Origin of the sequence: Streptomyces lienomycini (genome assembly GCF_027947595.1) — a bacterium.
GTDB lineage: Bacteria > Actinomycetota > Actinomycetes > Streptomycetales > Streptomycetaceae > Streptomyces > Streptomyces lienomycini.
This window is the reverse complement of sequence record NZ_CP116257.1, coordinates 4,291,308-4,317,158: the sequence shown is the minus strand read 5'-3', so window position 1 is coordinate 4,317,158 and position 25,851 is coordinate 4,291,308. Positions and strand designations below refer to the sequence as shown.

Here is a 25,851-nt window from a genome sequence, read left to right as displayed (position 1 = left end):
CGTGATTCCTGACGCCGTGCGCGAGGAAGGCCGGTCGTCCCCGCACCCGGTCGGACGCAGGCGGGTCCGGCCCCGGAGCTTCCCCTTCGGGGTGCCGGGGCCGGAGGCCGTGCGGGTGCCGGGGACGTCAGCGGCCGTACGACAGGCCGTGCCCGGAGTGGAAGAGGACCCTGGTCGGGTCGTCCGCCCGCTGGATGGGCACGGGCAGCCTGCCGCGCGGGTCGACCCGCCCGGCGATGACCCGGGCGGCGGCGCGCAGTTCGACCTCGGTCCAGCAGTAGGAGGCCAGTGAGGCCGGGACGTCGCCGAGGTGGGCGATGTCGTAGGGGTTGCGCACCGCGAGGTGGACGACGGGAACGCCCGTCGCGAGCAGCCGGGACACCAGGGTGCGCTGGGCGCTGGTGGCGCCGACGTTGTCGGTGGTGACCACCACCGCGTCCCGTCCCCGCGCGGCGGCCACGGCCTCGTCGATCTTCGCCGCGTCGGGCGCCCTGCCGGTGGCGAGGTGGGTCGTGCTGTAGCCGAGTTCGTCGAACGCCTCGGCCAGCTCGGGCACCGTGGTGCGGGTGTCGTCGGTCGGGAAGGCCGGGCTCGCGCCGACCACGAGCAGCTTCCGCTGCCTGCGGCGCAGCGGGAGTGCCTCGTCCTCGTTGACCAGCAGCGTGGTGGTGCGCTCGGCGATCCGGGCCGCGGCGAGCCGGTGCCCGCGTGCGCCGACGACCCGGTCGACCTCCTTGCGGGAGGTGAAGGGGCTGCCGCTGAACAGGCCCGCCTTGTCCTTGATCCGCAGGATGCGCAGGACCGACTCGTCGAGGCGGTCCTCGGTGATCTCTCCGCCGCGGACGGCGGCCAGGACTCCGTTGTACGCGACGTCGATGTCCGGCGGGAACAGCAGCTGGTCCGCACCGGCCTTGAGGGCGAGGACGGGCACCCGGTCGTCGCCGTACTTGGTTCGTACGCCCTGCATGTTGAGGGCGTCGGTGACGATCACCCCGTCGAAGCCGAGTTCCCCGCGCAGCACACCCTGGAGGATCGCGGGCGACAGGGTGGCCGGGTCGTTGCTGGGGTCGAGCGCGGGGACCTGGAGGTGCGCCGTCATGATCGAATCGACACCGGCGGCGATCGCGGCCCTGAAGGGCGGGGCGTCGACGCGCTCCCACTCCTCGCGGGTGTGGGTGATCACCGGCAGACCGGTGTGGCTGTCCTGACCGGTGTCCCCGTGGCCCGGGAAGTGCTTGGCGCAGGCCACGACGCCGACCTGCTGGTATCCCGTCACCTGGGCCGCCACCATGCGGCCGACCTCGCGGGCGTCGGCGCCGAAGGAGCGGACGTTGATGATGGGGTTGGCCGGGTTGACGTTGACGTCCGCGACCGGGGCGAAGTTCTGATGGATGCCGAGGGCGGCCAGCTCCGTGCCCGATATCCGTCCGGCGGTGCGCGCGTCGGCGAGCGAGCGGCCCGCGCCGAGCGCCATCGCGCCCGGCAGTTGCGTGGCGCCGCTGCCGATGCGGACGTTGGCCCCGTGCTCCTGGTCGATGGAGATCAGGGACGGAACGGGGGTGGGCAGGGCCAGCGAGGCCCGTTGCACTCCGTTCGACAAGTCCGCCACCTGGCGGGGGTCCTGAATGTTGTTGGCCCAGCCGGAGAAGTAGATGACCCCGCCGACGTGGTACTTGGCGATCAGCTCGGCAACGGTGCGGACGCCGAGTTCCCTGAGATTGCGCTCCTGGTCGAGCCTGCTGGGAGAAGTCGCCGACGTGCCGTAGAAGTACGGCACGAACAACTGGCCGATCTTCGCCTCGATGCTCATCCTGGAGATGATCCTCTTGAGGCGGCGGTCGTCGCGCTCGTGCGCGACCGCGGGAGTAGCCGTCAGGCCCACGACGCCCGTCGTACTCGCGGCGACCAGGGTCGCGGAGGCGAGAACGGTTCGTCTGGACAGACTCCGGTCCTGCATGCGGACATGCTCCTTCCAGCCTTGCCCATCAGGGGAGTTGAAGGAAACGTGAAGACTCCGGACAGCGGGAAACGTAGCCCGCGGTCAAGGACAGGGCAATAGGTCTAGACAAAATGGAGGGCCCGCCCGCGGTGGGACGTCGAAGGGAATCCGCTTCGCCAGAACGGCCCGCGTAGGATCACCCCCCAAGGGGGTGGCACGACCATGAGGACCTACCGATGGTGCCTGCCGGCCGCGGCGGTTCTGCTGCTGACCGGCTGCGGGGGCGGCGCGGAGGGTGGCAGCGCTGAAGACCGGGCGACGGCGCTCACGAAGGAACAGGTGGGGGAGGTGCTGCCGGACGACGAGGCCATGGCCGGCTGGAAGGAGTCCGCCCGGCCCATCGCCGTCGAGATGGACGCGCTCTACCGCCGGGAGGCCTGCCCCATGAAGGGCAACGCGGGCTGCGAGAACTCCCGCTTCTTCGGCGTCTCGACCTTCCACGACAAGGACGACGCCGTCCAGGTGAACTTCCTGATCATCGCCTACGCCGGCGAGCAGGCCGCCCGGGAGGCGTACGACGTGCTGTGGGACGGCCGGTACGCCAAGCGGGCGGGGGAGAAGGCGAAGCCGCTCGGGCTCGGCCCGGTCGGAGACGAGCGCGATGCCCGGCTCGGCTCGTTCAGCTACAAGGGTGCACTCGGTGCCGTGACCCAGGTCCGGGTCGGCACGACACTGCTGTGGACCGAGGCGATCTCCGCGGGCGAGGGGGGCGGCGTCGACGGGGACAGCGTCCGGGACCTGGCGGCGGTACTGGCGGAGCGGTCCCGGCAGGCGCAGAACGGGGACGCGCCGTCCGCCGTGCTCGGCGGCTGACCGGCCGCCCGCCCGCGCCCCGCACCTTCCGGGTCATCCCCCCGCCGGCTTCTCCGCGTCGCGGACCAGGAGCGCGATCTGCACCCGGTTCTCGACCGCCAGCTTGGCGAACAGGCTGCCGGTGTGGGCCTTGACCGTCGCGACGGCGATGCGCAGCCGCTCGGCGATCTGAGGGTTGCCCAGTCCGTCCGCGATGGCCCGGGCGGTCTCCCGCTCCCGGTCGGTCAGCACCGACAGCCGCTCACGCGCGGCCTCGCGGGAGTGGTCACGGGCGTGCGCGGAGTCCGGGCCGGTGGCAGCGGCGATCACCCGTGCCGTGGCCGCCGGGGACAGCACCGGGTTGCCGTCCGCCGCGGTCCGTACCGCGTCGAGGATGCGTGGGGGCGGGGTGTCCTTGAGGACGAATCCGAGAGCGCCGGCCCGCAGTGCCCCGAGCACCAGGTCGCCGGGAGCGGACCGAACCGCCGGTGCGCATCACCGGCAGGGGCCCGTCGAACGTGCTGATGCTGCGGAACGAGTGTGACCCCGGCACGCCGCCGGCCGGTGCCCGGGAGCTGCGGCGGGCCTTCGGCGGGCGGGCCACGATGGTGACGGTCGACCAGGGCGGTCACGGTGTCTACCCGTACGGCGGCAACACCTGCGCCAACGACGCGGCGACGCGGTTCCTGACCTCCGGAGAACGCCCCGCTCGGGACCTCGCCTGCGCGGCGCGACCGCGCCGCTGACATCGTTGTCGGCGACGCGGTGAGCAGGGGCGTCCTACGACGTGCGGACGGCGTCGCTGCCGTACAGCTCCCTCGTGAACGCGGAGATGTCGGCGCTGCGATCGGTGCCGTCGAGGTTGTACGTCAGGTAGACGCCGTAGCCCCCGTCGACGGTGCGGCGCGCGAGGTCGGCGGACGTGCTCCGGGAGGTCCGGCCGATCTCGACGGCCGCCGGCGAGAGCTTCGACTTGGGCAGTGCGATACCGGGGACCTGCCAGGTGCCGTAGTACGGGTTCCAGGCGTAGTCGAACTCGGCGGAGACGTCGACGCCGCCGTAGGACAGGCGGGAGGCGGCGGGACCGATGTTGTACAAACTGATGATCTTGTCCGGCATGTTCGCGCGCAGTGCCGTCACCAGGTGCACGAACGAGCTGTCGTTGGGCTGGGCGGTGCCGTTGTTGCCGTACTCGGCGTATTCGTCGTCGAAGTCGACGCCGTCGAGACCGTACTCGGCGACCGTGTCCGACAGCTGCTTCGCGAACGCCGAAGCCGCGCCCTGGGACGTGAAGTTGGCGAACCCCGCGCCCTGGTGGTTGCCCAGCACCGAGAGCACGACCTTGATGCCCTTCTGCTGCAAGGGCCGTATCTCCGTGGCGGCGTTGTCCAGGACGCGCCGCACGTTCTCGTTGAAGTGCAGGTACGCCGTCTTCGTGCCCGTGTCGTAGTTGATGTTCGCCGCGAAGATCACGGCCACGTCGAAGACGTTGCCGCCGCCGTTGGCGAGCGTGTACTTGCCGACGTTGAGCATGCTGTTGTTGTTCACCTCGACGTAGGCCACCGAGGTCGGGCCCTGCTTCGCGGCAGCGGGTGCCGCCGCCGCGCCGGTCGTCGAGGCCGTGTGGAAGGTGAGGGCCGCGACGGCCGAGAGCGCGAGCGCGGCGGCTCGCACTCTGTTCCTTACCGGAGTCAGCATCGTTGGTCGTCTCCCGTCGCATGGTGGGCGTCCGACTGGTTCGGAGGCCCCGAGTGGACCCTCCGAGTTTTCCGCAGCCGTGGCCGAGTACCGACAAGTGCGACCGACTTCTCCATCACTTCCCCACACGACGCGGCGTGCCGCGAGCGGGACGGTTTCCTGGTTCGGGGCCCGCGGGGGCGACCGACGGCAGGCCGCCGGTCAACCGGTCGGGGCGCCCGTGAACGGTCCGCACAGGTAGTTCCCGGGGTACGTCGGGTCGTCGCTGATCCAGAACTGGGACCACAGCTCGGCGAACTCCGGGCGGGTCAGGTAGCCGTCCCCGTCCTGGTCGAGCAGGTCGAACGTGCTGCCGGTCTCGATGCCCCGGCCGTGCCACACGTCGATCAACCGCTGGTGCTCGCCGCGCGAGATGCGACCGTCGCCGTTCTCGTCCACCGCGTCGAAGACGGTGTCGGCGGTGGCGGTGACGGTCTCGTGCATGGAGGGGAGCCGGTCGACCATGGCGAGGATGCCGGCCATGCTGATCCGGCCGGCTCCGTCCGTGTCGACGGTCGTCGACAGGTGCTGCCACCAGCCGAGCATCACGTCGCGGACCCTCGCGGCCAGATCGGCTTCCGTTCTCACGCGCGCCAGTCCGCCCCAACGGGCCGCGAGGGCGGTGAAGTCCGCCTCCTCCAAGTAGCCGTCGCCGTCCACGTCGAAGGCGTCGAACATCGCGCGCAACTTGGTGTGCTGGAATTCGCTGGCCATTCAAGCCCCCTCGTTCGCAGTGCTGCGAGGAGGCTGCCCACGTGCGCCCGCCGTCCAACGGCGCTCGTAGGCGCGAGGGGGAGGACCGGCGTCACCGCGCGCCCTGTCAGTGCTCCGCGCGCCCGGAGCCGCCCGGAGCCGTGCGGGCTGTCCGGTCCACCAGCCGTACCAGCGGCTCCTGCGGCCAGGCCGCCCCTCGCCGGGCGAACACGCCCTCTGCATGAGCATGCCGCGATCCTGAAGCCGCCGTCGGACGGAAGGCGGCAGGCGGCAGGGCGCACGACCCGGAGAACGCCCGGTCACGCACCCCCGCCCCGCACGGCGTGCCGGGGCGGGTGGTCGCCGTGCTGGTCCCGGTACATCCCGACGACCACGTCGGGAGGCACGCTCGGCCAACTCGTGACACGGCCGTTGCGGCGGTCGATGACCCAGTAGCCTCCGCCCGGGTCCCGCGCCGGGGCGTCCGTGTCGCCGCCGGCCGGGGAGGGCGGGTGGTGGACCAGCCAGCCCAGGTCGAACGGGTGCAGTGCCACGCCGACGTCCGTCCTGTTCCACGCGGTCAGGCGGCGGGCCAGCACGGTGGCCTCGTCGACGTCCATCGAGTGTTCGGGCGGGGGCTCGCGGGGCGCCTCAAGGTCGAGCCGGGTCGGGCGGCGGCCCCGCACCAGCGCGCTCAAAGCGGTGTCCATGGAGTGCGCGACCCTCCACAGGTCGCCCCACCACAGGTGGACGGCGCCCTCCTCGTCCATCGCCAGCCGACCGCGCCCCAGGTCGTACTCGCCGAGCGGGGTCAGCGCGCTGCCCAGCGCCGCTCCGTAGGCGGCCAGCGTGGCGGACGCGTGGACACCGGCCATGGGATCGATCCGGAACGGCATCCGGGACATGTCCACCCCGGGTCCGTACTGGTGCACCGTCAACCCGCCGAACTCCCTCAGCGCGGCGACCGCCGGAGGGGACATGTCCGCACCCGCGGTCTTCAACGCCCGGAACCAGTGCAGCATGTCACCGTCGTCGACGCGGACGCCCTCGAACCAGCCCGCGGCGGAGAGCACGGCCGCGACATCGGGAGGGAACCGGCCCTCTGCCGGCCCCCGGACACCGGCGGGCCGGCCTGCGACCGCGGTCACGGCGGCACCGGCCCGTCGTAGCGGACGCCGAGTGCGACGAGAGCGGGCGCACAGGAGGAGCAGGGCGGGATCGGGCGTCCGCCCGCCGGATCGTGGGGTTCTCGCAGCAGCACCGCCGTCAGCAGGGAACCCCGCAGCAGCCGCCGCAGCCGCTCCAGCAGCGTCTCGGTCGTCCAGGCCGCCAGGCCCTCGACGGTCAGGGACGTCTCCGCCTCGGCAGCGACCGCGGACAGCAGCAGCACGTCGGGGCAGCGCCCGTGGAAGGCCGAACGCATGGCGGGCTCCGTACGGTCCAGCAGAGCGAGGACCGCCGGGTGCGCGGGGACGGTGGCGGTGTGCGCGCTCACCTTCTGCTCGGGGTGCCGACCCGGACGGTACAGCGTGGCGCCCACTCCGGGCGGCGTCGCCCCGGCCGTCGCGTCGGCGGTCATCCAGACCCCGGAGGCTGCCACGGTTCCACGATCGTCTGGCTGTCGTCGACCTCCCACAGGTCCAGGAACCCGGTGAAGTCGTCCGCGAGCCGCACCAGCATGTCGTCGCAGACGGCCACCGGGTCGTAGCGCCCGTCCTCCCGCATCCGGTCGATGTCGAACTCCCACACCGAGCCCACGTCGTCCCCGGACGTCCTCACCGCGATGTTGCCGGACAGGGTGCGGGTGATCGCCGTGTAGTCGGCGGTGAACACGTCGCGGGTGGACCGGTGCCCGGTGACCAGGTCGCGTCCCGGGAGGCCGGTGCGATATCCCCACAGGCATTCCTCGGCGAAGATCTCGTGCTCCGGGATCCACGCGGGCGCGGAGAACCGGGCGCCGTTGGTGGCGGCGAGCCAGCCGCGGTAGTCACCAGGCAGGACCGTTCCCAGTTCCGCTTCCAGATCCCGCAGATCCGCCTCGCTCAGCGAACCCTGCGGCGTCCACAAGATGGCCAAGCCCGTCGCCCCCCGTCGGTACCCGTGGGGACGATTCTGCCAGAGGAGCCGGTCGGTGAGGGGCACGGCGTCACCGCTTGCGGCCGCGTTGACGGCGGCCGTGAACGGGCCCGTCCTGTCGGTCCGCGCGGCCCCAATCCGAACGGCCACGTCCGGATGGCCGGATCGTCGGCCGTGGGCTGAGCTGGGAGCGGCGGCCCCGATCGGGTGGGCCGCGTGCTGCCCGGACGGGGCGACGATCAAGGAGTTGGTATGAAACCGCACCTCAGGACAGTCACCGCGCTGGCCTCCGTTCTCCTGGTCGCCACCGCGGCGGCGGGGTGTTCGGACGGCGGCGGCGACGGCAGTGCCGGCGGTACGGAGAGCGACAACCCAGCGGTGGGCATCGACACCGATGTGGTGCCGGCCGCGACCTCGTCGACCACCGCCGAGGTCGACATCAAGGACGGCACCTACGGGAAGATGCTGGTCGACGAGAAGGGCCGGACGCTCTACTTGTTCGAGAAGGACAAGAAGGACAAGTCGATGTGCAACGGCGACTGTGCCAAGGCGTGGCCGCCGTTCACCGCCAAGCCCGCACCGACCGCGGGCAACGGAGTCAAGAAGGACCTGCTCAAGACCACCAAACGCGACGACGGGTCCGAGCAGGTGACGTACAACGGGCACCCGCTGTACCGGTTCGCCGACGACCAGAAGGCCGGTGACATCAACGGGCAGGGCGTCGACGCCTTCGGCGCCAAGTGGTTCGTCGTCGACCCCGACGGCAAGAAGATCACCCAAAAGCCCCGGAGCAGCGGCGGCGGGTACTGACCCCGGCCCGGGCCGGTCGGGCTCACCAGCGCTCGCAGACGCCATGCCGTTCCCCTTCCCCGCCGGCCCGGGCCGTTTCGACGGCGGGGGCCGTGCGACCGAATCGGCCGCCAGTCCGTCGCCAACGACGACACGACCACGCACACCCTGACGGCGGCCGAGGACAACGCCTTCGACACCGGCGACATCGCCCCGGGCAGGAGCGCCACCTTCACGGCGCCGTCGAAGCCGGGCGACTTCCCGTACGACTGCACGATCCACCCCTTCATGAAGGGCACCCTCACCGTCGGGTGAGCCCTCGGCCCGCGGTCCCGTCCCGCGCCGTCAACGGAGGCCTGCCATGTCATCACAGAGAACCGGCCCGGCCGCGAGCCGCGGCGGCGCCGGCCGTCTTGTGCGAGGCGCGGCACGGGTACTGGCCGCCGCCGGTCTCGCCGTGGACGCCTACCTCCACGCACATCTGGCAGACCGGTACGACCCCATCGCGTCCGGCATCAGCCAGGGAACGCTCTTCCGGCTCGAGGCGGCCCTCGCGGCACTGGCCGCGGTCCTCGTCCTTGCCTGGCGCCGTCTCCCGGGTGACCTCTTCGCCGCGGCGGTGGCCGTGGGCGGGCTGGTGCTCCTGCTCGTGTACCGCTACTGGAACATCGGCGAACTGGGGCCCTTCCCGGACATGTACGAGCCCGTCTGGTACGGAGAGAAGGAGACCACCGCCGTGGCCCAGGCGGTCGCGGTGGTGGCGACGGTGTATCTGCTGCTCTTCCGCCCCAGGCGCAGGCCCGGGCCCTGAGCGGCCGTCCGCGGACGGCGAGGGCGGGGCCGGGGCCCCGAGTCGCCGCCGAAGCTATGCTCGGCGTGCTCGAAGAGGGCCGGGTACGGGCTGTTCACGGTCGGTTCCCTCACGATCACGCATACGCGTGCGACGGAAGGCGAAGAGGAATGACGAGTGTCCATGAGGTGCCGTCGGCCTCCAGTGCCTCCGGGGCGTCCGCTGCCGAGGGCGGGGGACCGGACGAGCGCTCCGTACGCATACGCCGCCGTCTGGAGCGTCTGATCGGGATCGCGGCGACCGAGGGAAACGCCCTGGACGCCCTGCGCAACGGAGACGAGATCTTCCCGGCCATGCTCGACGCCATCCGTTGCGCGGAGCACACCGTGGACATGATGACGTTCGTGTACTGGAAGGGCGACATCGCCCGCGACTTCGCGCACGCGCTGGCGGAGCGCGCGCGAGCCGGAGTGCGCGTACGCCTGCTGCTGGACGGCTTCGGCAGCAGACTCATCGACACGGACCTGCTGGCGGAGATGGACCGGGCGGGCGTCCAGGTGGCCTGGTTCCGCAAACCCGCCCACCTGTCGCCCTTCAAGCAGAACCACCGCTGCCACCGCAAGGTCCTGGTCGTCGACGAACAGGTGGCCTTCACCGGAGGTGTGGGAATCGCCCAGGAGTGGTGCGGCGACGCGCGCAACCCGCACGAGTGGCGCGACACCCACGTCCAGGTGCGTGGACCGGCCGTGGACGGTATCGCGGCCGCCTTCGCACAGAACTGGGCCGAGTGCCACGACGAACTCTTCGACGAGCGCGACCGGTTCATCGAGCACCGCCCCCAGGGCAACGCGGTGGTGCAGGTCGTGCGCGGCTCGGCCAGTTTCGGCTGGCAGGACATGCAGACCCTCATCCGGGTCATGATCGAGTCCGCCGAGGAGCGTTTCAGGCTGGCCACCGCCTACTTCTCCCCGGACGCCTACTTCATCGACCTCCTGTGCGCCGCCGCACGGCGCGGAGTGGAGGTGGAGATCCTGCTGCCCGGGCCGCACACCGACAAGCGCGTCTGCCAGCTGGCCGGGCAGCACCACTACGACTCCCTGCTGGCCTGCGGCGTGAAGATCCACCACTACCAGCCGACGATGATGCACGCCAAGGTCATGACCGTCGATCACACGGCTGCCCTGGTCGGTTCGACCAACTTCAACCGACGCTCCCTCGATCACGACGAGGAAGTCATGCTCGCCGTACTGGACACGGAGTTCACCGCCACGCTGGACCGGCACTTCGAGGCCGACACCGCGCTCAGCGAACCGATCCGGCGAGGTCGTTGGAGTCGGCGATCCCCGTTCCAGCGCGCCCGCGAGGTCGCCGTACAGCCCATCCGCCGGTTCCTGTGAGAGGGCCTACGGCGACCCGCTGCCCCACCAGGCGCGGCCGGGGCGCTGATCGGCGGCTCAGAGCCCGTTCTCGGTGACCAGGTCGATCAGCCCCTGGGCCGTGTTGTCGGCCGAGTCGAGCCCGATCATGTCGTCGGTGGCCGACTCGGCGCTGCGCGGGAACATGGCCCGCTCGTACTCGCCCAGTGCCCTCTCGATGTCCTCGGGGTGCGCGGCGATGGCCGTGCCCAGTTCCGCGCCGTCGAGCATCGCCAGGTTGGCGCCCTCGCCGTTGGGAGCGGACAGGTGGGCGGCGTCGCCCAGCAGGGTCACCCCCGGGAGCCGCTCCCACCGGTGTCCGGCCGGCAGGGCGTAGAGGGAACGCAGGACCGGCGCGACATCGCTGTCGGTGATCAGCGCGGTCAGCTCCGGTGCCCAGCCGTCGAACTCCCGGGCGATCCGCGCGGTGGCCTCGGCGGCATCGGTGAAGTCGACGGCGGCGAACCAGTCGCGCGGTCGGGAGAGCCCGACGTAGGCGTGCAGCGTGTCGTCCTTCTCCCGGTGGGCGAAGATCTCCTTGCCCGGCGAAGGAGCGATCAGCATCCCGCCGCCGACGGTCTTCGCGGCGCCCGGGTGCCGTGAGCCGGCGTCGTACAGGTAGGTCTCGACGACCGACTTGCCGGTGTACTCGGGTGTGGCCGAGGACAGCAGCGGCCGGACGCGTGACCATGCGCCGTCCGCGCCGACCAGCAGGCGGGTGACGACAGTGCTGCCGTCCGCGAAGCTCACCTCATGGCGCCCGTCGCCGAGGCCACGGGTGCGGCCGACCTTGTGCCCCCAGCGCACGGTGTCGGCGGGGAGCGAGTCGAGCAGGACCTGCCGCAGGTCCCCCCGCTGCACCTCCGGGCGTCCGCCGGTACCGTCGTCGGCCTGGTCGAGCAGGACGGTACCGTCCTCGTCGACCACCCGCAGCGCCTGACGGCCCTCCAGAACGATGGCCCGGAACTCGTCCGTCAGCCCGGCCGCCTCGAGCGCGAGTTGTCCGTTGTAGTCGTGGATGTCCAGCAGTCCGCCCTGTGCGCGCGCCGAGGGGGAGGGCTCGGCCTCGTAGACGGTGACCGAGACGTCGTGGACGTGGAGGACGCGGGCCAGGGTGAGTCCGCCGAGCCCGGCGCCGATGATCGTGACTGGGGTGTGCAAGGTGACTCCTTCGGGATCGGGCCGCCCGGTTGGCTCCGGACGGCCACCTTCCGAAAGGTGCCGCCTCCCGCCGACGGGCCACCGACATCCGACCGACAGCCCCCGACAGAGTTGCTACGCGGCGCCGACGGGAGGATGTCGCCCGTTGCCCGTATGGCCCGGACGGGCCGAACTTCGGCCGCGGCCAATGGATTTGACGAGTCGCTGGTGTGAAACGGCTCCCAGGGGCAACTCGAAGGCCACCGAAAGAAGAAGATTCCACTGATCCACGACAGATCGGAAGGAAGCATGTCGACCTACAGCAGAACGGGAGCCCGAAAGGGCGGCAGGACCAGTGGACTGGCGATCGCCGGACTGGTCTGCGGCATCGTGGGACTCCTCATCCTGCCCATCGTCCTGGGCCCGCTGGCGATCATCTTCGGTGCCGTGGCGCTGCGTCAGACCGGATCCGCGATGGCCAAGTGGGCACTGGGTCTCGGAATCGCCGACATCGTGCTCATGATCGTGATGTTCGCCGTCGCCGCCAACAACGGCGGCAGTTTCTCCTGGCACATCGGCTGACGCCGTCCGGCGGCGGTGTGCCCAGGGGGCTTCCGCTCGTCGACAGGCACCCCCACGCCGGAACGCCGCCTCACCCCCCGACACGCACACCGAGATCGGCAGGACTGCCGCCGTGGTCCGCCGGTCCGGTGTGCTGATCGGCGTTCAGGGACCGCAGCAGGGCACGGGCCACCGCGTCGTTCTGCCGGAAGGCGGGGGCATCGGTGCGAGGCCGGGCGAAGGCGGCCTGGGCGCGGCTGTCGGTGGGGGCGCCGAGGGCGATGCGGCGGGGGTGGGGGCCGCCGAGAACGGCGTCGACGACGTGGCCGCCCTCCGGGTCGACTCTGATCCTGCCGGAGCGGTGTGTGTGCGCCGGGTCGTCGACGACCTCCTCGGTGAGGGCGCCCGCGCGGTACAGCCGCCGTAGCAGGGGGTCCCGCGTGCGGTCGAGATTCGGGCCCGGCAGGTACGCCTCGATCAGCGCGGTGGCGTGCGTGATGTGGCCTGGCACCGTGGGGCTGGCGGCGGTGAAGGTGCCGGTGGCCTCGTCCGTGCCGACGCGGAGGTCCGCGCCGAGGAAGCGGACGAGCCCGGCCTCGGACAGGGCGAGCAGTTGACGCAGCCGGAAGCCCGGCGGGCCGGAGGCGAGGAAGCTGAAGAAGCCGTGCCACCAGCCGTCCAGACCGTCGGCGACGGAGCGGGCCGTCAGCCGTCCGGCAGCGACCAGCCGGGGCAACTGCCCGTAGACGGACAGCAGCGCGAGGAACGCGCCCAGGTCCGCGCTGTGGGCCGCGTCCTCGCGGCGGGCGACGTCCCGGGCGACATGGTCGCGCACGTGGCCCCGGAGGGCTTCCGGCGTGACGAAGACCAGGTCCTGGAGGGGGCGGTCCAGCGCCTCGAAGTCCAGGCGGTCCTCCCGGCCGGGCACGGCTGCGGTGATCAGGGCCGTCATCTCGGTGGAGTACCAGTCGAGGCGGTCGTAGGCGGTGACGAACTCCGGCCAGGGCAGCGCCGTCCGCTCGGGGTGGGCGTGGAACAACTCGTGGTAGTGGCCGAAGCCGATCTCCTTGGCCATCAGCGGCCACACGTCGCGCCGCAGGTCCAGCGGCCGCCCCCCGGCGATCAGCGTGTCGAGGGCCGCCGGTCCGAAGTGCCGGGGCAGCGGCGGTCGGGGGCCCTGGAGGCGGTAGCGGGTCTTGGAGTGGTATGGCACCCCGCGTCGTGATCCGACGTGGAGGACCGGTTCGCGGCCGGAGGGGAGGTAGGTGAGCGTGCCGTCCGCCGAGGCGCGGAAGGCGCCGCCGCGGCCCTCGGTGAGCAACGCCATCAGGTCGACGAAGGCGAGTCCGAAGCCGCGCAGGATGACGTGCTCGCCCGGGCGCAGCGCCGACAGGTCGGCGTCGGCGGAGAGGCCCGGTGGCAGATGGACGCGGTTGTGGCGGCGGGCGAAGGCGGCGCGGGCGCGGTGCTCGACGGCGGGGGCGGACTCCAGGTGGCCCTGGGCCAGGACCACCAGGTCGGCGACGAGGGGTGCGGTGCGGCCGGCCAGGCGGACGTGTTGCGGGCCGTCCGCGGGGCCGGTCACGGCCGTCGCGACGGCGCGGTGCCACTCGACCCTGACGGACGGCGGCAGGTCCCCCAGGGCCCGGCGGAACACCCAGGTCAGGTAGGCGCTCTGCGCCCGGCGGGTGGGGAAGTCCGTCCCGGTCAGCGTGCGCAGTTCGGCGAGCACGTCCGGGTCGGGGGACGGGGCGTGCGGCGCGTGTGCGCGGGCTTCGGTGCCGTCGGAGAACGCGGCGGCCCACTCGGCCAGGGACGGGCCCGGCCGTACGGGGCCGTCGATGGTGGACGTCTCGTCGGTGAACATCGTGACGTCCTCGGCCATGGAGTTCATGCGCAGCAGCGGCGACTGCTCGTGCCGCCAGATGCGGCCCGGCCCCGGCGGGTGCGGATCCACCAGGTGGATGAGCAACTCCCTGTCACCGGACCACAGTTCGGGGGCGTTCGCGGCGATCCGCTCCAGCAGTCCGGTGGCGCGCGGTCCCGCGCCGACGACGACGAGGACGGCCGCGGTGCGGGCGTTGCTCACCGGTCACCGCCGAGGGTGGGCCGGGCGTCCGCGGCGGTCGCCCGGTTCAGCCGGACCCGCAGGGTGGTCAGGCCGGCGCGGAGCCGTTGCGGCGGGGTGGGCGGCAGGCTGCGGGCGGCACCGCGGGCGTAGTACCGCTCGACGTAGTACTGACCGACGCTCAGCACGGTCGTGACCGCGATGTACCACAGTGTGGCGACCATCAGCAGGGGTATGACCTGATAGGTGCGGTTGTAGATCAGCTGTACCGAGAACAGCAGATCGTGCACGGCCAGCACACTGACGATGCTCGTCCCCTTGAGCGTACCGATCAGCATGTTCCCGGCCGTCGGCACGATCGAGCGCATCGCCTGCGGCACGACGATCCGGCGCAGCGTGCGCGACCTGCCGAGGCCCAGGGCCTGGGCGGCCTCGGTCTGGCCCGCGTCCACCGAGAGGATGCCGCCGCGTACCACCTCGGCGGCGTAGGCGGTCTCGTGCAGGGTGAGGCCGATGACCGCGGTGAGGGTGGGCCCGAGGAGGTTCACCGTCTTGACGGTGACGAACTCCGGGCCGAACGGGACGCCGAGCCCGAGGGTGGGGTAGAGCGCTCCGATGTTGAACCAGAACAGCAGTTGCACCAGCAGCGGCGTGGACCGGAACACCCACACGTAACCCCAGCTCAGCGTGCGCAGCACCGGGTTGGCGGAGAGCCGCATCACCGCCAGGGGGATGCCGAGCAGGAAGCCGAGCACCGTCACGGTCGCGGTGAGCCACAGGGTCAGCAACAGACCGTCCAGCACCGCGCTCGTGGCGAAGTACCGGCCCACCACGTCCCACTGGAAGGCGCTGTTGCGGGCCGCGGAGTTGACCACCATGGCGAAGAGCAGCAGCGCCACGGCCGCCGCCAGCAGCCGGCCGGTGTGCCGGCGCGGCACGATCCGAGGCGAGTCGGCGCCGCGTGGCCCGGGCGCTCTCCCGCGCTTCGGAGCAGCAGCGGACGGGGCATCGGAAGGCGTGGCGTCGGAGGGCGTGACATCGGAGGGCGTGACATCGGAAGGAGTGACGTCAGAAGGAGTGACGTCAGAAGGAGTGACCATCGGGGAGGCTCCGGAGGAGGGAGGAGGCGTGGGCATGGGTGTCGTCACGCATGTCGCGTCCCTCAACGCGGCCGGATCGTCCACCACGTACGGCGGTGCCCGGTCCGCCGTCGAGACTAGGCCCTGGAACATGTGAACGGTCAACTCCTGCCGGGGAGTTGCAACATCGTGTACATGCTTCCGCAACACGGTCTCAAGGCGTGGTACCGCATGCGGTCCGCGCTTGACGGGCAGCCGTGCGCGCGGCTGAATGAAGGGCATGACTGCTCAGGAACGCCTGGTCTCTCGCGACCACATCGACTTCGGTCGGGTGTGGTCCGCCGCGTGTTGCGCCTGATTCGGCAGCAGGCCGTCCGACCGGCCCTTTCCCTCCATCGGTGACCCGTTGCGGGCCGAATTCCGTCATCGCGCGCGCTGCCGCAGCACTGCTTCCCCCGACGCCCCGGCGTCGTCACGCCTGTAGCCACTCGTCGCCGTCCTGACGGGCGCCCTTGCGTCCGCACGGCGAGTCCCCGCGTCATGCCCGCACACGACCTTGTTCCGAAAGGCCCCTGTCATGAAGGCCCCTGTCATGCCCGCGGAGTTCCCCGGCGTCGCCGCCACCGAGAACGGCTCCGAAACGCCCCCGCGTTCCGGCGCCGCCTTCGACGCGCAGCACACGCTCCGCCTCGCCCGGGCGCACGAGGCCCGCCGGCCGGTGAAGCGCCCCCGCGTCGACAGCCGTCTGCGCCCCGCCGTGGTCGCCGCCGCGCTCCTGCCCCCGCTGCTCCTGACCGGGTGCGGCTCCGGAGACCCCGACGACATGGCAGTGGCAGGCGCGCGGAACTCTCCCGCGCCGACCGACGACCCGGTCGCCGCCGTACGCGAGGTGGACTCCGTCGCCGCGCTGCTGCCCGCCGCCGTGCGGAAGTCGGGCACGCTCCGGGTCGGCAGCTCCGTCGCCGCCCCGCCGACGGCGTACTACCCGAACGGGTCGGACCAGCAGCCCGAGGGCCAGGACATCGACATCGCCGATGCCGTCGCCAAGGTCCTCGGCATCGGGCTGGAGCGCCAGGACGCCTCCTTCGAGACGATCCTGCCCGCCCTGCGCAGCGGCAAGTACGACTTCGGCACCGGCAACTTCGGGGTCACCACCGAGCGTCTGAAGACCATCGACTTCGTCACCTACATCGACGACGGCCAGGGCTTCGCGGTGAAGGAGGGCGACACGTCGTTCGGCGAGAAGGTCACGGACCTGGTCCAGCTGTGCGGGCGGACGGTGGGCATCGGCGCCGGGACCACCTTCGAGGCGACCCTGGAGGCGAACAAGGAGGTGTGCGAGAAGGCCGACAAGAAGCCGTACGACGTGAAGGTCTACTCGGACAACGGGGCCACCGTCACCGCGCTCCAGCAGGGCCGCATCGACGTGATCATGTCGACCATCAACGGCCTGCGGTACCAGGCGTCGCAGCCGGCCGCGCACACCGCGTTCCTCGGCGAGTACCACCGCCTGGACGTCGGCTTCACCTTCAAGAAGGACTCCCCGCTCACCGAGGCGTTCCAGGCAGCCGTCAACGAGCTGATCGACGACGGCACGTACGCCCGGATCCTCGAGAAGTGGGGCACCTCCGCCTCCGCGATCGAGACGTCGCGGATCAACCCGCCCGAACACACATGAGCCGACAGGGACCCGCAACCGCGCCCGCCCCGTTCCACCGCGCGCGGCGCGATCAGTCCGTCACACCACTCGACCACTTGGGAGCCGACCGATGAGCGAGGTGATGGTGGACGTCCACGACGTCCACAAGAGCTTCGGACCGCAGGAGGTGCTCCGCGGTGTCGACCTCCAGGTCCGCGCCGGCGAGGTCACCGTCGTCCTGGGCCCGTCCGGCTCCGGGAAGTCCACGCTGCTGCGCACCATCAACCACCTGGAGAAGGTCAGTCACGGCTGGATCAGCGTCGACGGCGAGCTCATCGGCTACCGCCGCTCCGGAGGCAGGCTGTACGAGCTGAGGGAGAAGGACGTTCGGAGACAGCGCACGAACATCGGGTTCGTGTTCCAGAACTTCAACCTCTTCCCGCACCTCACCGTGCTGGAGAACCTCGTCGAGGCCCCGGTGTCCGCCCTGCGCCGCCCGCGCAGAAGGGCGGCGGAGGCGGCCCGTCGCCTGCTGGAGCGCGTGGGCCTCGCCGACAAGGCCGACGCCTATCCGCGGCAGCTGTCGGGCGGCCAGCAGCAGCGCGTGGCCATGGCCCGCGCACTCGCCCTCGAACCGAAGGTGCTCCTGTTCGACGAGCCCACCTCGGCACTCGACCCGGAACTGGTCGGCGAGGTCCTCGACGTCATCAAGGACCTGGCCCGCACCGGCACCACCATGATCGTCGTGACCCACGAGATCGGCTTCGCCCGCGAGGTCGCCGACACCGTGGTGTTCATGGACGACGGGGTCGTCGTCGAGAAGGGCCCGCCCGCGGCCGTCCTCGACGCGCCGCGGCACGAACGTACCCGCGCCTTCCTCTCCAAGGTCCTCTGACCGCCCCGCGAGGAGACCGACGTGCCCCCTCGTCCCCCGCCGCACCGTCGAAGTCCGAGATCCACCCGCCGGCCTGCCCAGGACGGACCGGCGGCGGCAGCCCGGCACCGAGCGTCCGGCCGCCATCCGTCCCCGCGCACCGCGCCCCTGCCAGGAAGGCACCCACTCGTGTCCTCAACCCCTCCCACTCCGCTGCGTCTCGCCGTCGCCCTGGACGGCACCGGCTGGCACCCGGCCTCCTGGCGGGAGCCCGTCGCCCGCCCCCGGGACCTCTTCACCGCCGGATACTGGGCCGACCTGGTCACCGAGGCCGAGCGCGGCCTGCTCGACTTCGTGACCGTCGAGGACGGCCTCGGCCCGCAGTCGGCCCACTCCCTCGAACCGGACGACCGCACCGACCAGGTCCGCGGCCGGCTGGACGCCGTCCTCATCGCGTCCCGGGTCGCGCCCCTCACCCGGCACATCGGCCTGGTCCCGACCGCGGTCGTCACCCACACGGAGCCCTTCCACCTGTCCAAGGCGATCGCCACCCTCGATTACGTCAGCGACGGCCGCGCCGGGGTGCGCGTGCAGGTCAGCGCACGGCCGAACGAGGCCGCGCACTTCGGCCGCCGCACGGTCCCGCGCATCGACGCCCACGACGGCCCGGCCACCCGCGAAGCGGTGACGGACCTCTTCGACGAGGCCGCCGACTACGTCGAGGCCGTACGCCGCCTCTGGGACAGCTGGGAGGACGACGCGGAGATCCGGGACACCGCCACCGGCCGGTTCGTCGACCGCGACAAGCTGCACTACATCGACTTCGAGGGCAGACACTTCAGCGTCAGGGGCCCGTCCATCACCCCCCGCCCGCCACAGGGCCAGCCCGTGGTCAGCGCTCTCGCCCACCAGAGCGTGCCCTACCGGCTGGTGGCCCGTCAGGGCGACATCGGGTACGTCACTCCGCACGGCGCCGGGCAGGCCCGCACCGTCGTCGCGGAGATCCGTGCCGAGCAGGAGGCGGCCGGCCGCGCCGGTCAGCCGCTGCACGTCTTCGCCGACCTCGTCGTCTTCCTCGACGACGCCCCCGGGGCCGCGGCCGCCCGACGCGAGCGCCTCGACGCCCTCGCGGGCGAGCCGTACACCAGCGACGCCGCCGTCTTCACCGGCACGCCCGCGGCCCTCGCCGACCTGCTCCAGGAATGGCGGTCGGCCGGCCTCACCGGATACCGGCTGCGCCCCGCCGTCCTGGGCCACGACCTGCCGGCGATCACCCGGAAGCTGGTTCCCGAACTCCAGCGCCGGGGAGCCTTCCGCCTCGCCTACGAGGCGGACACCCTGCGCGGGCTGCTGGGACTGGCCCGGCCCGCCAACCGTTACGCCGCCTGAGCCGGAGGGACGCGACCCATGAGCAAGCCGCTGAAGCAGATCCATCTGGCCGCCCACTTCCCGGGCGTCAACAACACCACCGTGTGGAGCGACCCGGAGGCCGGCAGCCACATCGACTTCCGATCGTTCAGGCACTTCGCGCAGACCGCCGAACGCGCCAAGTTCGACTTCCTGTTCCTCGCCGAAGGGCTCAGGCTGCGGGAACAGGGCGGAAAGATCTACGACCTGGACGTCGTCGGCCGACCCGACACCTTCACCGTGCTGGCCGCACTCGCGGCCGTCACCGAGCACCTCGGGCTGACCGGCACCATCAACTCCACCTTCAACGAACCCTACGAAGTCGCCCGGCAGTTCGCCGCCCTCGACCACCTCTCCGGGGGCCGCGCGGCATGGAACGTGGTCACCTCCTGGGACGCCTTCACCGGCGAGAACTTCCGCCGCGGCGGCTACCTCCCGCGGGAGGAGCGCTACAGCCGCGCCAAGGAGTTCCTCGCCACCGCCAACGAACTCTTCGACTCCTGGCACGGCGACGAGATCCTCGCCGACCAGACCGGCGGCACCTTCCTGCGGGACGCGAAGGCGGGCTCCTTCGTCCACACGGGCCGGCACTTCGACATCCACGGCCGGTTCAACGTCCCGCGCTCACCGCAGGGCCGCCCGGTCGTCTTCCAGGCGGGCGACTCCGACGAAGGGCGCGAGTTCGCCGCCGCCGACGCCGACGCGATCTTCAGCAGACACGCCACGCTGGAGGGGGGCCAGGCGTTCTACACCGACGTCAAGAACCGCCTCGCCAAGTACGGCCGCCGCCCCGACGAACTCCTCGTCCTGCCCGCCGCCACCTTCGTGCTCGGCGACACCGACGCGCAGGCCGAGGAACTGGCGCGCGAGGTGCGCCGTCGGCAGGTCAGCGGGGCCACCGCCCTCAAGCACCTGGAGTTCGTCTGGAACCGGGACCTCTCCTCGTACGACCCCGAAGGGCCGCTGCCCGACATCGACCCGGACGTCGGCGACCACCACATCGCCGAGGGCCGTGCCCAGGTGAGGATGTACCGCGACCCGCTCGCCACCGCCCGCGAGTGGCGCGAACTCGCCGCCGCCCACGGCTGGTCCATCCGCGACCTCGTCATCAACACCGGCAACCGCCAGAACTTCGTGGGCTCCCCGGCGACCGTCGCCAGGACCATCAACCGGTTCGTGCAGGCCGACGCCTCCGACGGCTTCATCCTCGTCCCCCACATCACACCGGGCGGCCTGGACGTCTTCGCCGACCGGGTCGTCCCGCTCCTCCAGGAACGAGGCGTCTTCCGCACGGAGTACCAGGGGCCGACGCTGCGGCACCAGCTCGGCCTCGCCCACCCCGACGAGGCACGCGGCGGTCGGCGGGTGGTGTGACGGCTGGTTCCGGCGAACGGTGCCCTCCCGAGCCGGCCGGAGATCACTCCCTCCCGCTCAGGTACTCGACGGCGCGGCGGGCGACGGCACCGATCACCGCGTCGGCACGGGGCAGCCGGCGGTCGGCACGCGCGGCCTGTGTGAAGACGACAGCCGTGTACGCGCGGCCACCGGCGAGTTCGACCACCCCGACCTCGTGCCGCATGACGCCGAACGTCCCGGTCTTCCCGTACACCGCCACGTCGTCGTAGGGGAAGCCCGCCGCGAGCCGGTGCTGCCAGGGCTGGAGTCCCATGGCGCGACGGACGAACGCGCAGCCCTCGGGAGAGGCAGCCTCGTCGGTCCAGACGGCGCGCAGCAGACGCGCCATCTCCGCGGCGGTGGTCGAGGCCACCCAGGCGGGGTCGTAGAGACCGGGTGGTACCGCCCGGTCGTTGTCCGCGATCCGCGCCATGGCGGCGCCCACGGAATCGGCCCCGGTCACCCGCAGCAGCCGGGCCAGGGTGCCCGCGGCACCGTCGCCCAGGTGCGTGCGCACCAGGCCCAGGGCCCGGCAGGCGTCGTCGAACGCCTCGGCACCCACGTGGCGGAGCACCGCGTCGGCCGCGGTGTTGTCGGAGATGCTCATCATCATGACGACCAGGTCGCGCAGGGACATGGACACCTCGTCGCACAGCTGCGATATGCCGGTGGGCCCGGGCAGCCTGTCCCCGGGCGGCAGGGCGACCCGGCGCCGGGGGTCGAGGACACCGGCGTCCACCTGTCTGCAGTAGGCCACCGCCAGCGGAACCTTGTAGACCGAGCCCATCAGCACGGCCTCGTCCGCGTCGAGGGCCACCGCCGCCGAGGGCCGGTGCAGTTCGGCCACATGGAGCCGGCCGTGTACGCCCGCGTCGTCGAACATCGCGCGCAGGGTGCGCCGGATGCCCCGGTCGCCCCGGTCGGAGGCCGTCGTGCTCATCGGGCCGCCCCCGCACCCGGGCGGTGCGCCGAAGCCAGCGCGCCGACCAGGGCTTCGGCCGCCGCGGCGGCGTGCGCGGCGGCGAGTCGCCGGGCGTCCCACACCACCCGCAGCCGCAGCGGCAGCGCCGGGGAGGTGGTCGGCCGCCGGGAGACGCCGTCCGCCGTGAGCGATTCGTCCGCGGTGACGAGTACGGCCTGACCGGCGGCGACGAGGGCCAGCCCGGCGCGCTCGTCGGAGACGACCACCGTCTCGACCCGCCGCCCCCGCCCCGCGATCGTGTCCAGGAACAGATCATGCGCCGCGGGCGACTCGGCACGGGGCCGCACCGCGTACGGCAGCCCCCGCGCCAGGTGCGCGGCGTCGCGCTGGGCCGCCTCCGCCCGGTCCGGCTCCAGCAGCCACGTCGGCAGCAGCGTCACGGGCCCCGCGGACAGACCGTGCAGTACGGCGGGATGGCGGACGACGGCGAGGTCGAGCCGTCCCGCGGAGACGTCCGTCAGCAGCGTCGCCGTCGGTGCCGTGACCACCGAGACCCTGGCCCGGACGCCGCCCCGCACGGGGAGGCGGCGACGGTCGCGCCGAGCCGGGGCGGCAGCTCCGGCGGCAGGCCGAGCCGGAGACGCCGGCCGTCCGCGCTCTCCCGGGAGCCGGTCTCCCGCAGTTCGCCCAGCGCGGTCAGCGCCCGGCGGGCGTGCGGGAGCAGGGCCGCGCCCTCCTCGGTGAGGGAGACCCCGCGTTCCCGGTCGAACAGCCGTACCCCCAGCAGCAATTCCAGGCGGCGCAGCGCCTGCGAGAGCGGCGGCTGCGTGATGCCCACACGCTGTGCGGCGTCACCGAAGTGCTCCTCCTCCGCGAGGGCGACGAAGATCTCCAGATGCCGTTCGGTCAGCATGCGTCCCCCGTGATCTGGTGCGATACGCCCGGCGAATCGACCCGCGGTCGAGAGTGTATTCGACACGGAAGGGTCTCCGAGGCTTCACTCCTGTCCTCAAGAGCCGCCTCGGAACAACCAGTTGAGGCGCGCGTCAGGTGAAGGAGCCCAGCCATGTTCTCTCAGCAGCCCCCATCCGCCCCGCGACGGGTGAGCCGGCGCGGCGTCCTGAGGACGAGCCTCGCCGCGGGCTCGGCGGGAGTCGCGGGCGCGGCCGGGGCCGTGGGCGCGGCCGCGCCCGGCTCGGCCGCCGAGCCGCGGGGCGGTTCCGCCCGGGGCACGGTCCGCCCGGGGCGCAGCGGTGTGCGGCTGCGCTGGCTCGGCGTCGCCGGGTGGGAGCTGAGCTTCGACGGCCACCGCCTCCTCATCGACCCGTACCTCACCCGGCAGCCCTACACGGACGCGGCCGGCAAGGCCGACATGACGCGGAAACTGCGGGTGAACCACCGGATCATCGACTGGGTACTGCGTGAACACCTCACCTCCGCGCCCGAGTTCATCCTGCTGACGCACGGACACTGGGACCATCTCGCCGACGTCCCCCACCTCCTGGACCACCCCGCATGGCGGGACCGGGAGATCAACATCCTGGGCACCGAGACCCATCTGCACCTGCTGACCGCCATGGGCGTCCCCGGCACCGGGCGCCCGCACCGCCTGGTGGCGGTCTCGGGGGAGGAGGTGCTGCGCCACCCCCTCCAGTCGTCCGAGAGGCCCACCCGCCCCGACTTCACCATCGAGGTCGTACGCAGCCTGCACAGCCAACTCGGCGGCTACGGCTTCGACCCGTACGGCACCCTGACCGCACCTCCGGCCCGGCCCCGGTCACTGGGCGATCTGGTGGAGGGCGGCACCCTGGGCTACCAGGTCACGGTGGGCGACCGGTTGAGCGTCATGTTCCTCAGCGGCTCGGCCAACTTCGCGGCGCGCGCGGTCACCGGCGCCACCCCCGACGTCCTGGTACTGGGGGCCAGCGGACACGCCGCCGTACACGACTACTTCGAGCGCGCCGTCGACACGCTGGGCCGGCCGCCGGTCATCGTCCCGAGCCACCACGACGACCTGGTCACCGCCCTGGACGACCCCACGCTGCACGACACGGTGAACCGACGCGTGGTCGACCGGCTCCAGCAGGTCATCGGGGCCGACGGCCGTGTCCTCGACCCCCGCCATCTCGAACCGGTGGAACTCTGAACCCCCGCGGGCCCAACAAGGCGAGACGTATCGTCTTGCGTACTCGCTCGCCGTGACGTACCGTCGTCCGCATGGGTTCCCTGTGAGATCAGCGGCGCCGACGGCGTGGAGCACAGCTCCGCCGTCGCCGCGCCCCGCCGTGCAGCCATCCACTCCGATCCGGCCCGGGCCCGAACCCGTGCGGCCAGGAGGGACCCGATCTTGCACACCTCACAACTCACCCTCTCCCACGTCACCAAGCGCTACCCGGGCCGCACCGTCCTGGACCAGGTCTCCCTCACGCTGAAACCGGGCGAGAAGGCCGGGCTGATCGGTGACAACGGCGCCGGGAAGTCCACCCTCCTCAGGCTCGTCGCGGGCCGGGAGCGCCCGGACGGCGGCGAGGTTCCGACGAGCACGCCGACGCCCTGCTCGCCCTCGGCCTCTTCCGCCCGGCGGAACTGGGGTTGCGCCTCCGCGAGTTGTCCTACGGCCAGCGCCGCCGCGTGGATCTGGCCCGACTCGTCTCGCAGCCCGCCGACCTGCTGCTGCTCGACGAGCCGACGAACCACCTGTCACCGGTGCTGGTCGAGGAGCTGGAGGAGTCACTGACCGGGTTCCCCGGAGCCGTCGTACTGGTCACACACGATCGCGCGCTGCGGGCCCGGTTCACCGGCGGTGAGCTGGAACTGCCCGAGACGGCGCGGACCGGGGTGGGCTGAACGCCGGCCGCGGCATGCGCCACCCGCCCGGGCCGGAGCACGGCCCGGGTTCCGGCTCACGGACGCAGGACCGGGAAGTCGGCGTCGGCCCAGAGAGACCGGACGGCGGCGACGGGCGGGCTGCCGGTGTCCGCCTGGTCGCCGGTCGTCCACGTCCTGACCTCGGTGGCGGATTCACGGAGGGACGGCCAGCCCGGACTTCCGGTGGTGGCGAAGTCGGCCCAGGCGCGCACCATACGCCGAGCGAGACCGTGGTCCGCAGGGGTGGGCGGGCCGCCGATGAGGAATGCCAGGCGATCGTCGTCCAGGTTGCCGAAGGCGAAGGGGACGTCCGCACAGTGCCAGGCGCGCACCACCGCGGACGGGTCCGTGCGCCGCCGGTCGAAGCGGGACAGGAACGCCCGCCCGCCGGCCCGGGCGTGGAGTTCGACGAGTCGGTTGCTGTACTCACCGAACAGCAGATCGCTGTAGACGGCGAGGTAGACGTCGAGCACCGGGGCGTCGGGCATCGCGGCGCGGTAACCGGCGACCAGGCCGTCGGGGAGCCCGAAGTCCTCGCCGAAACGGCCGAGTTGCGTGTCGGTGGTGACCTTCGCGCTGCTGCCGACGGCATCGAGCAGCCAGTACTCCTCCGTGGTGTGGCAGACCAGCAGGTCCACGTCCCGGGCCGCACCGGCCGCCATTGCCGTGAGGGGGTCGGTGGGCAGGACGACGCCGTCGAGGACGGGGCGTAGAGCGAGGGGTCGTAGTGGCGGGACCCGGAGGCGGGGTCGCGCCGGTAGCGGTCGACCACCTCGTCGGCGGCCTCGACCAGGGCCTGCGGACTCGCGGAGGCCAAGCCCGCGGACGTGGCCGGGCAGCCCGCCGCGGCGGCGATCTCGAAGGTGGTCGCGGCGGCGATGTCGCGTGTGTAGCAGGGGCTGGCGGGGCTGTGCGCGATGGCACGGCGGAACAGGCCGCGGGCGCGGTCCATCACCATGAGGCAGGCGACCGAGGCAGCCCCGGACGACTGGCCCGCGAGGGTGACGTTGTCGGGGTCACCGCCGAAGGCGGCGATGTTCTCGCGCACCCAACGCAGGGCGGCGACCTGGTCGAGCAGGCCCCGGTTGTCCGGGTGGGCGATCGCCCCGTCCGCCGGGACGTGGCCGAATCCCTCGAAACCTATGCGGTGGTTGAGCGTGACCACGACCAGTCCGGCGCGGGCCAGCACGGTGCCGTCGAAGTCGGGCTGGGCCGAGGAACCGAAGGTGTAGGCACCGCCGTGGATCCAGACGAGGACCGGCAGCGGGCCGTCGCCCCGCGGGGCCCGCGTCCACACGTTGACGGTGAGGATGTCCTCGTCGCCGGGAGACCACACGGGAGCCCCGGGCAGCCGAGCCGACTGCGGGGCGATCGGACCGAACCTCCCGCCGTCCCGCACCCCGGTCCACGGCCGCGGCGCGAGGGGTTCCCGGAACCGGTTGGCCCCGAACGGCGGCGCGGCGTACGGGATGCCGAGGGCGGCGACGACGTCGGCGGCCGCCCGAAACCCCCGGACCGAGCCGTACGTCGTCTCGAAGACGTCCACAGAGCCTGCCTCTCGCTGCACAGTGACGGGTCGGAGGCCCCAGCGTCGCATCGCCGGGCGA

General features: G+C 72.2%; 22 protein-coding genes and 4 pseudogenes. 12 read left to right on the top strand and 14 right to left on the bottom strand.

Annotated features, from left to right (window positions below):
- Positions 1 to 127: 127 nt before the first annotated feature.
- On the bottom strand, positions 128 to 1,957 hold the full coding sequence (locus tag BJ961_RS19525; RefSeq protein ID WP_271414070.1) for a glycoside hydrolase family 3 protein: 1,830 nt from the start codon (positions 1,955 to 1,957) through the stop codon (positions 128 to 130).
- Positions 1,958 to 2,161: 204 nt separating this feature from the next.
- Here BJ961_RS19525 and BJ961_RS19520 point away from each other — a divergent pair, with 204 nt between their 5' ends.
- Complete coding sequence (locus BJ961_RS19520) at positions 2,162 to 2,812, top strand: hypothetical protein (RefSeq protein WP_271414069.1); 651 nt, start codon at positions 2,162 to 2,164, stop codon at positions 2,810 to 2,812.
- A 33-nt stretch (positions 2,813 to 2,845) separates the two neighbouring features.
- Here the strand turns inward: BJ961_RS19520 and BJ961_RS19515 are convergent.
- Positions 2,846 to 3,256 (bottom strand): annotated as a pseudogene (locus tag BJ961_RS19515) (LuxR C-terminal-related transcriptional regulator); the annotation flags it as partial.
- Positions 3,257 to 3,258: 2 nt separating this feature from the next.
- Between BJ961_RS19515 and BJ961_RS19510 the strand changes: the two are divergent.
- Positions 3,259 to 3,537 (top strand): annotated as a pseudogene (locus tag BJ961_RS19510) (alpha/beta hydrolase); the annotation flags it as partial.
- A 34-nt stretch (positions 3,538 to 3,571) separates the two neighbouring features.
- On the opposite strand, the gene BJ961_RS19505 reads toward BJ961_RS19510, so the two are convergent.
- The 5 genes from BJ961_RS19505 to BJ961_RS19485 form a co-directional block, all read right to left on the bottom strand.
- Positions 3,572 to 4,489, bottom strand: coding sequence for an endo-beta-N-acetylglucosaminidase H (locus tag BJ961_RS19505; protein WP_271414068.1), 918 nt, complete (start codon positions 4,487 to 4,489; stop codon positions 3,572 to 3,574).
- A gap of 201 nt (positions 4,490 to 4,690) precedes the next feature.
- Entirely contained in the window at positions 4,691 to 5,242 is a 552-nt protein-coding gene (locus tag BJ961_RS19500) for an EF-hand domain-containing protein (RefSeq protein WP_271414067.1), read from the bottom strand.
- A gap of 299 nt (positions 5,243 to 5,541) precedes the next feature.
- Positions 5,542 to 6,369 (bottom strand): SUKH-3 domain-containing protein, encoded by an 828-nt coding sequence (locus BJ961_RS19495; protein ID WP_271414066.1) that lies wholly within the window; start codon positions 6,367 to 6,369, stop codon positions 5,542 to 5,544.
- Positions 6,366 to 6,821: a YwqJ-related putative deaminase gene (locus BJ961_RS19490; protein WP_271414065.1), complete on the bottom strand. Its 456-nt coding sequence runs from the start codon at positions 6,819 to 6,821 to the stop codon at positions 6,366 to 6,368. The genes BJ961_RS19495 and BJ961_RS19490 overlap by 4 nt, the downstream gene beginning before the upstream one ends.
- Positions 6,797 to 7,297 carry an SMI1/KNR4 family protein gene (locus tag BJ961_RS19485; RefSeq protein ID WP_271414064.1) on the bottom strand — a complete coding sequence of 167 codons (501 nt, stop codon included), beginning with the start codon at positions 7,295 to 7,297 and terminating at the stop codon, positions 6,797 to 6,799. Before BJ961_RS19485 ends, BJ961_RS19490 begins: the two co-directional genes overlap by 25 nt.
- A 252-nt stretch (positions 7,298 to 7,549) precedes the next feature.
- Between BJ961_RS19485 and BJ961_RS19480 the strand changes: the two genes are divergently transcribed.
- The 3 genes from BJ961_RS19480 to BJ961_RS19465 all read left to right on the top strand — a co-directional run bounded on the left by BJ961_RS19480 (position 7,550) and on the right by BJ961_RS19465 (position 10,273).
- Positions 7,550 to 8,107 (top strand): COG4315 family predicted lipoprotein, encoded by a 558-nt coding sequence (locus tag BJ961_RS19480; RefSeq protein WP_271414063.1) that lies wholly within the window; start codon positions 7,550 to 7,552, stop codon positions 8,105 to 8,107.
- Between the two features lie 340 nt (positions 8,108 to 8,447).
- A complete protein-coding gene (locus BJ961_RS19470; RefSeq protein ID WP_271414062.1) occupies positions 8,448 to 8,897 on the top strand; it encodes a hypothetical protein in 450 nt (149 codons plus the stop codon).
- A 149-nt stretch (positions 8,898 to 9,046) separates the two neighbouring features.
- Entirely contained in the window at positions 9,047 to 10,273 is a 1,227-nt protein-coding gene (locus BJ961_RS19465; RefSeq protein WP_271414061.1) for a phospholipase D-like domain-containing protein, read from the top strand.
- 57 nt (positions 10,274 to 10,330) lie between these two features.
- Here BJ961_RS19465 and BJ961_RS19460 read toward each other — a convergent pair whose 3' ends face one another.
- Positions 10,331 to 11,452 carry an FAD-dependent oxidoreductase gene (locus BJ961_RS19460; protein ID WP_271414060.1) on the bottom strand — a complete coding sequence of 374 codons (1,122 nt, stop codon included), beginning with the start codon at positions 11,450 to 11,452 and terminating at the stop codon, positions 10,331 to 10,333.
- 288 nt (positions 11,453 to 11,740) lie between these two features.
- On the opposite strand from BJ961_RS19460, the gene BJ961_RS19455 reads away from it, so the two are divergent.
- Positions 11,741 to 12,013: a DUF4190 domain-containing protein gene (locus BJ961_RS19455; protein WP_271414059.1), complete on the top strand. Its 273-nt coding sequence runs from the start codon at positions 11,741 to 11,743 to the stop codon at positions 12,011 to 12,013.
- Between the two features lie 70 nt (positions 12,014 to 12,083).
- Here BJ961_RS19455 and BJ961_RS19450 read toward each other — a convergent pair whose 3' ends face one another.
- Positions 12,084 to 14,081 carry an FAD/NAD(P)-binding protein gene (locus BJ961_RS19450; RefSeq protein WP_271414058.1) on the bottom strand — a complete coding sequence of 666 codons (1,998 nt, stop codon included), beginning with the start codon at positions 14,079 to 14,081 and terminating at the stop codon, positions 12,084 to 12,086.
- Positions 14,078 to 15,160 (bottom strand): amino acid ABC transporter permease, encoded by a 1,083-nt coding sequence (locus BJ961_RS19445; RefSeq protein WP_271414057.1) that lies wholly within the window; start codon positions 15,158 to 15,160, stop codon positions 14,078 to 14,080. Before BJ961_RS19445 ends, BJ961_RS19450 begins: the two co-directional genes overlap by 4 nt.
- Positions 15,161 to 15,716: 556 nt before the next feature.
- On the opposite strand from BJ961_RS19445, the gene BJ961_RS19440 reads away from it, so the two are divergent.
- The 4 genes from BJ961_RS19440 (at position 15,717) to BJ961_RS19425 (ending at position 20,433) form a co-directional block, all read left to right on the top strand.
- Positions 15,717 to 16,817: an ABC transporter substrate-binding protein gene (locus BJ961_RS19440; RefSeq protein WP_271414056.1), complete on the top strand. Its 1,101-nt coding sequence runs from the start codon at positions 15,717 to 15,719 to the stop codon at positions 16,815 to 16,817.
- 91 nt (positions 16,818 to 16,908) lie between these two features.
- The gene (locus tag BJ961_RS19435; RefSeq protein ID WP_271414055.1) at positions 16,909 to 17,673 is read left to right on the top strand and encodes an amino acid ABC transporter ATP-binding protein; all 765 of its coding nucleotides are present in this window, start codon (positions 16,909 to 16,911) and stop codon (positions 17,671 to 17,673) included.
- Positions 17,674 to 17,841: 168 nt separating this feature from the next.
- Complete coding sequence (locus BJ961_RS19430; protein WP_271414054.1) at positions 17,842 to 19,041, top strand: LLM class flavin-dependent oxidoreductase; 1,200 nt, start codon at positions 17,842 to 17,844, stop codon at positions 19,039 to 19,041.
- An 18-nt stretch (positions 19,042 to 19,059) separates the two neighbouring features.
- A complete protein-coding gene (locus BJ961_RS19425; RefSeq protein ID WP_271414053.1) occupies positions 19,060 to 20,433 on the top strand; it encodes an NtaA/DmoA family FMN-dependent monooxygenase in 1,374 nt (457 codons plus the stop codon).
- Positions 20,434 to 20,476: 43 nt separating this feature from the next.
- Here BJ961_RS19425 and BJ961_RS19420 read toward each other — a convergent pair whose 3' ends face one another.
- From BJ961_RS19420 to BJ961_RS19410, 3 genes are read right to left on the bottom strand one after another with little or no spacing between them, the layout of a single operon-like run.
- Complete coding sequence (locus BJ961_RS19420) at positions 20,477 to 21,394, bottom strand: serine hydrolase (protein ID WP_271414052.1); 918 nt, start codon at positions 21,392 to 21,394, stop codon at positions 20,477 to 20,479.
- Complete coding sequence (locus tag BJ961_RS19415) at positions 21,391 to 21,924, bottom strand: LysR substrate-binding domain-containing protein (RefSeq protein WP_271414051.1); 534 nt, start codon at positions 21,922 to 21,924, stop codon at positions 21,391 to 21,393. Before BJ961_RS19415 ends, BJ961_RS19420 begins: the two co-directional genes overlap by 4 nt.
- Positions 21,894 to 22,289: a LysR family transcriptional regulator gene (locus BJ961_RS19410; RefSeq protein ID WP_271414050.1), complete on the bottom strand. Its 396-nt coding sequence runs from the start codon at positions 22,287 to 22,289 to the stop codon at positions 21,894 to 21,896. The genes BJ961_RS19415 and BJ961_RS19410 overlap by 31 nt, the downstream gene beginning before the upstream one ends.
- Before the next feature lie 153 nt (positions 22,290 to 22,442).
- Between BJ961_RS19410 and BJ961_RS19405 the strand changes: the two genes are divergently transcribed.
- Positions 22,443 to 23,522: an MBL fold metallo-hydrolase gene (locus tag BJ961_RS19405; protein WP_271414049.1), complete on the top strand. Its 1,080-nt coding sequence runs from the start codon at positions 22,443 to 22,445 to the stop codon at positions 23,520 to 23,522.
- Positions 23,523 to 23,627: 105 nt separating this feature from the next.
- Positions 23,628 to 24,223 (top strand): annotated as a pseudogene (locus BJ961_RS19400) (ATP-binding cassette domain-containing protein).
- Between the two features lie 56 nt (positions 24,224 to 24,279).
- On the opposite strand, the pseudogene BJ961_RS19395 reads toward BJ961_RS19400, so the two are convergent.
- Positions 24,280 to 25,841 (bottom strand): annotated as a pseudogene (locus BJ961_RS19395) (carboxylesterase/lipase family protein).
- Between the last annotated feature and the right edge of the window lie 10 nt (positions 25,842 to 25,851).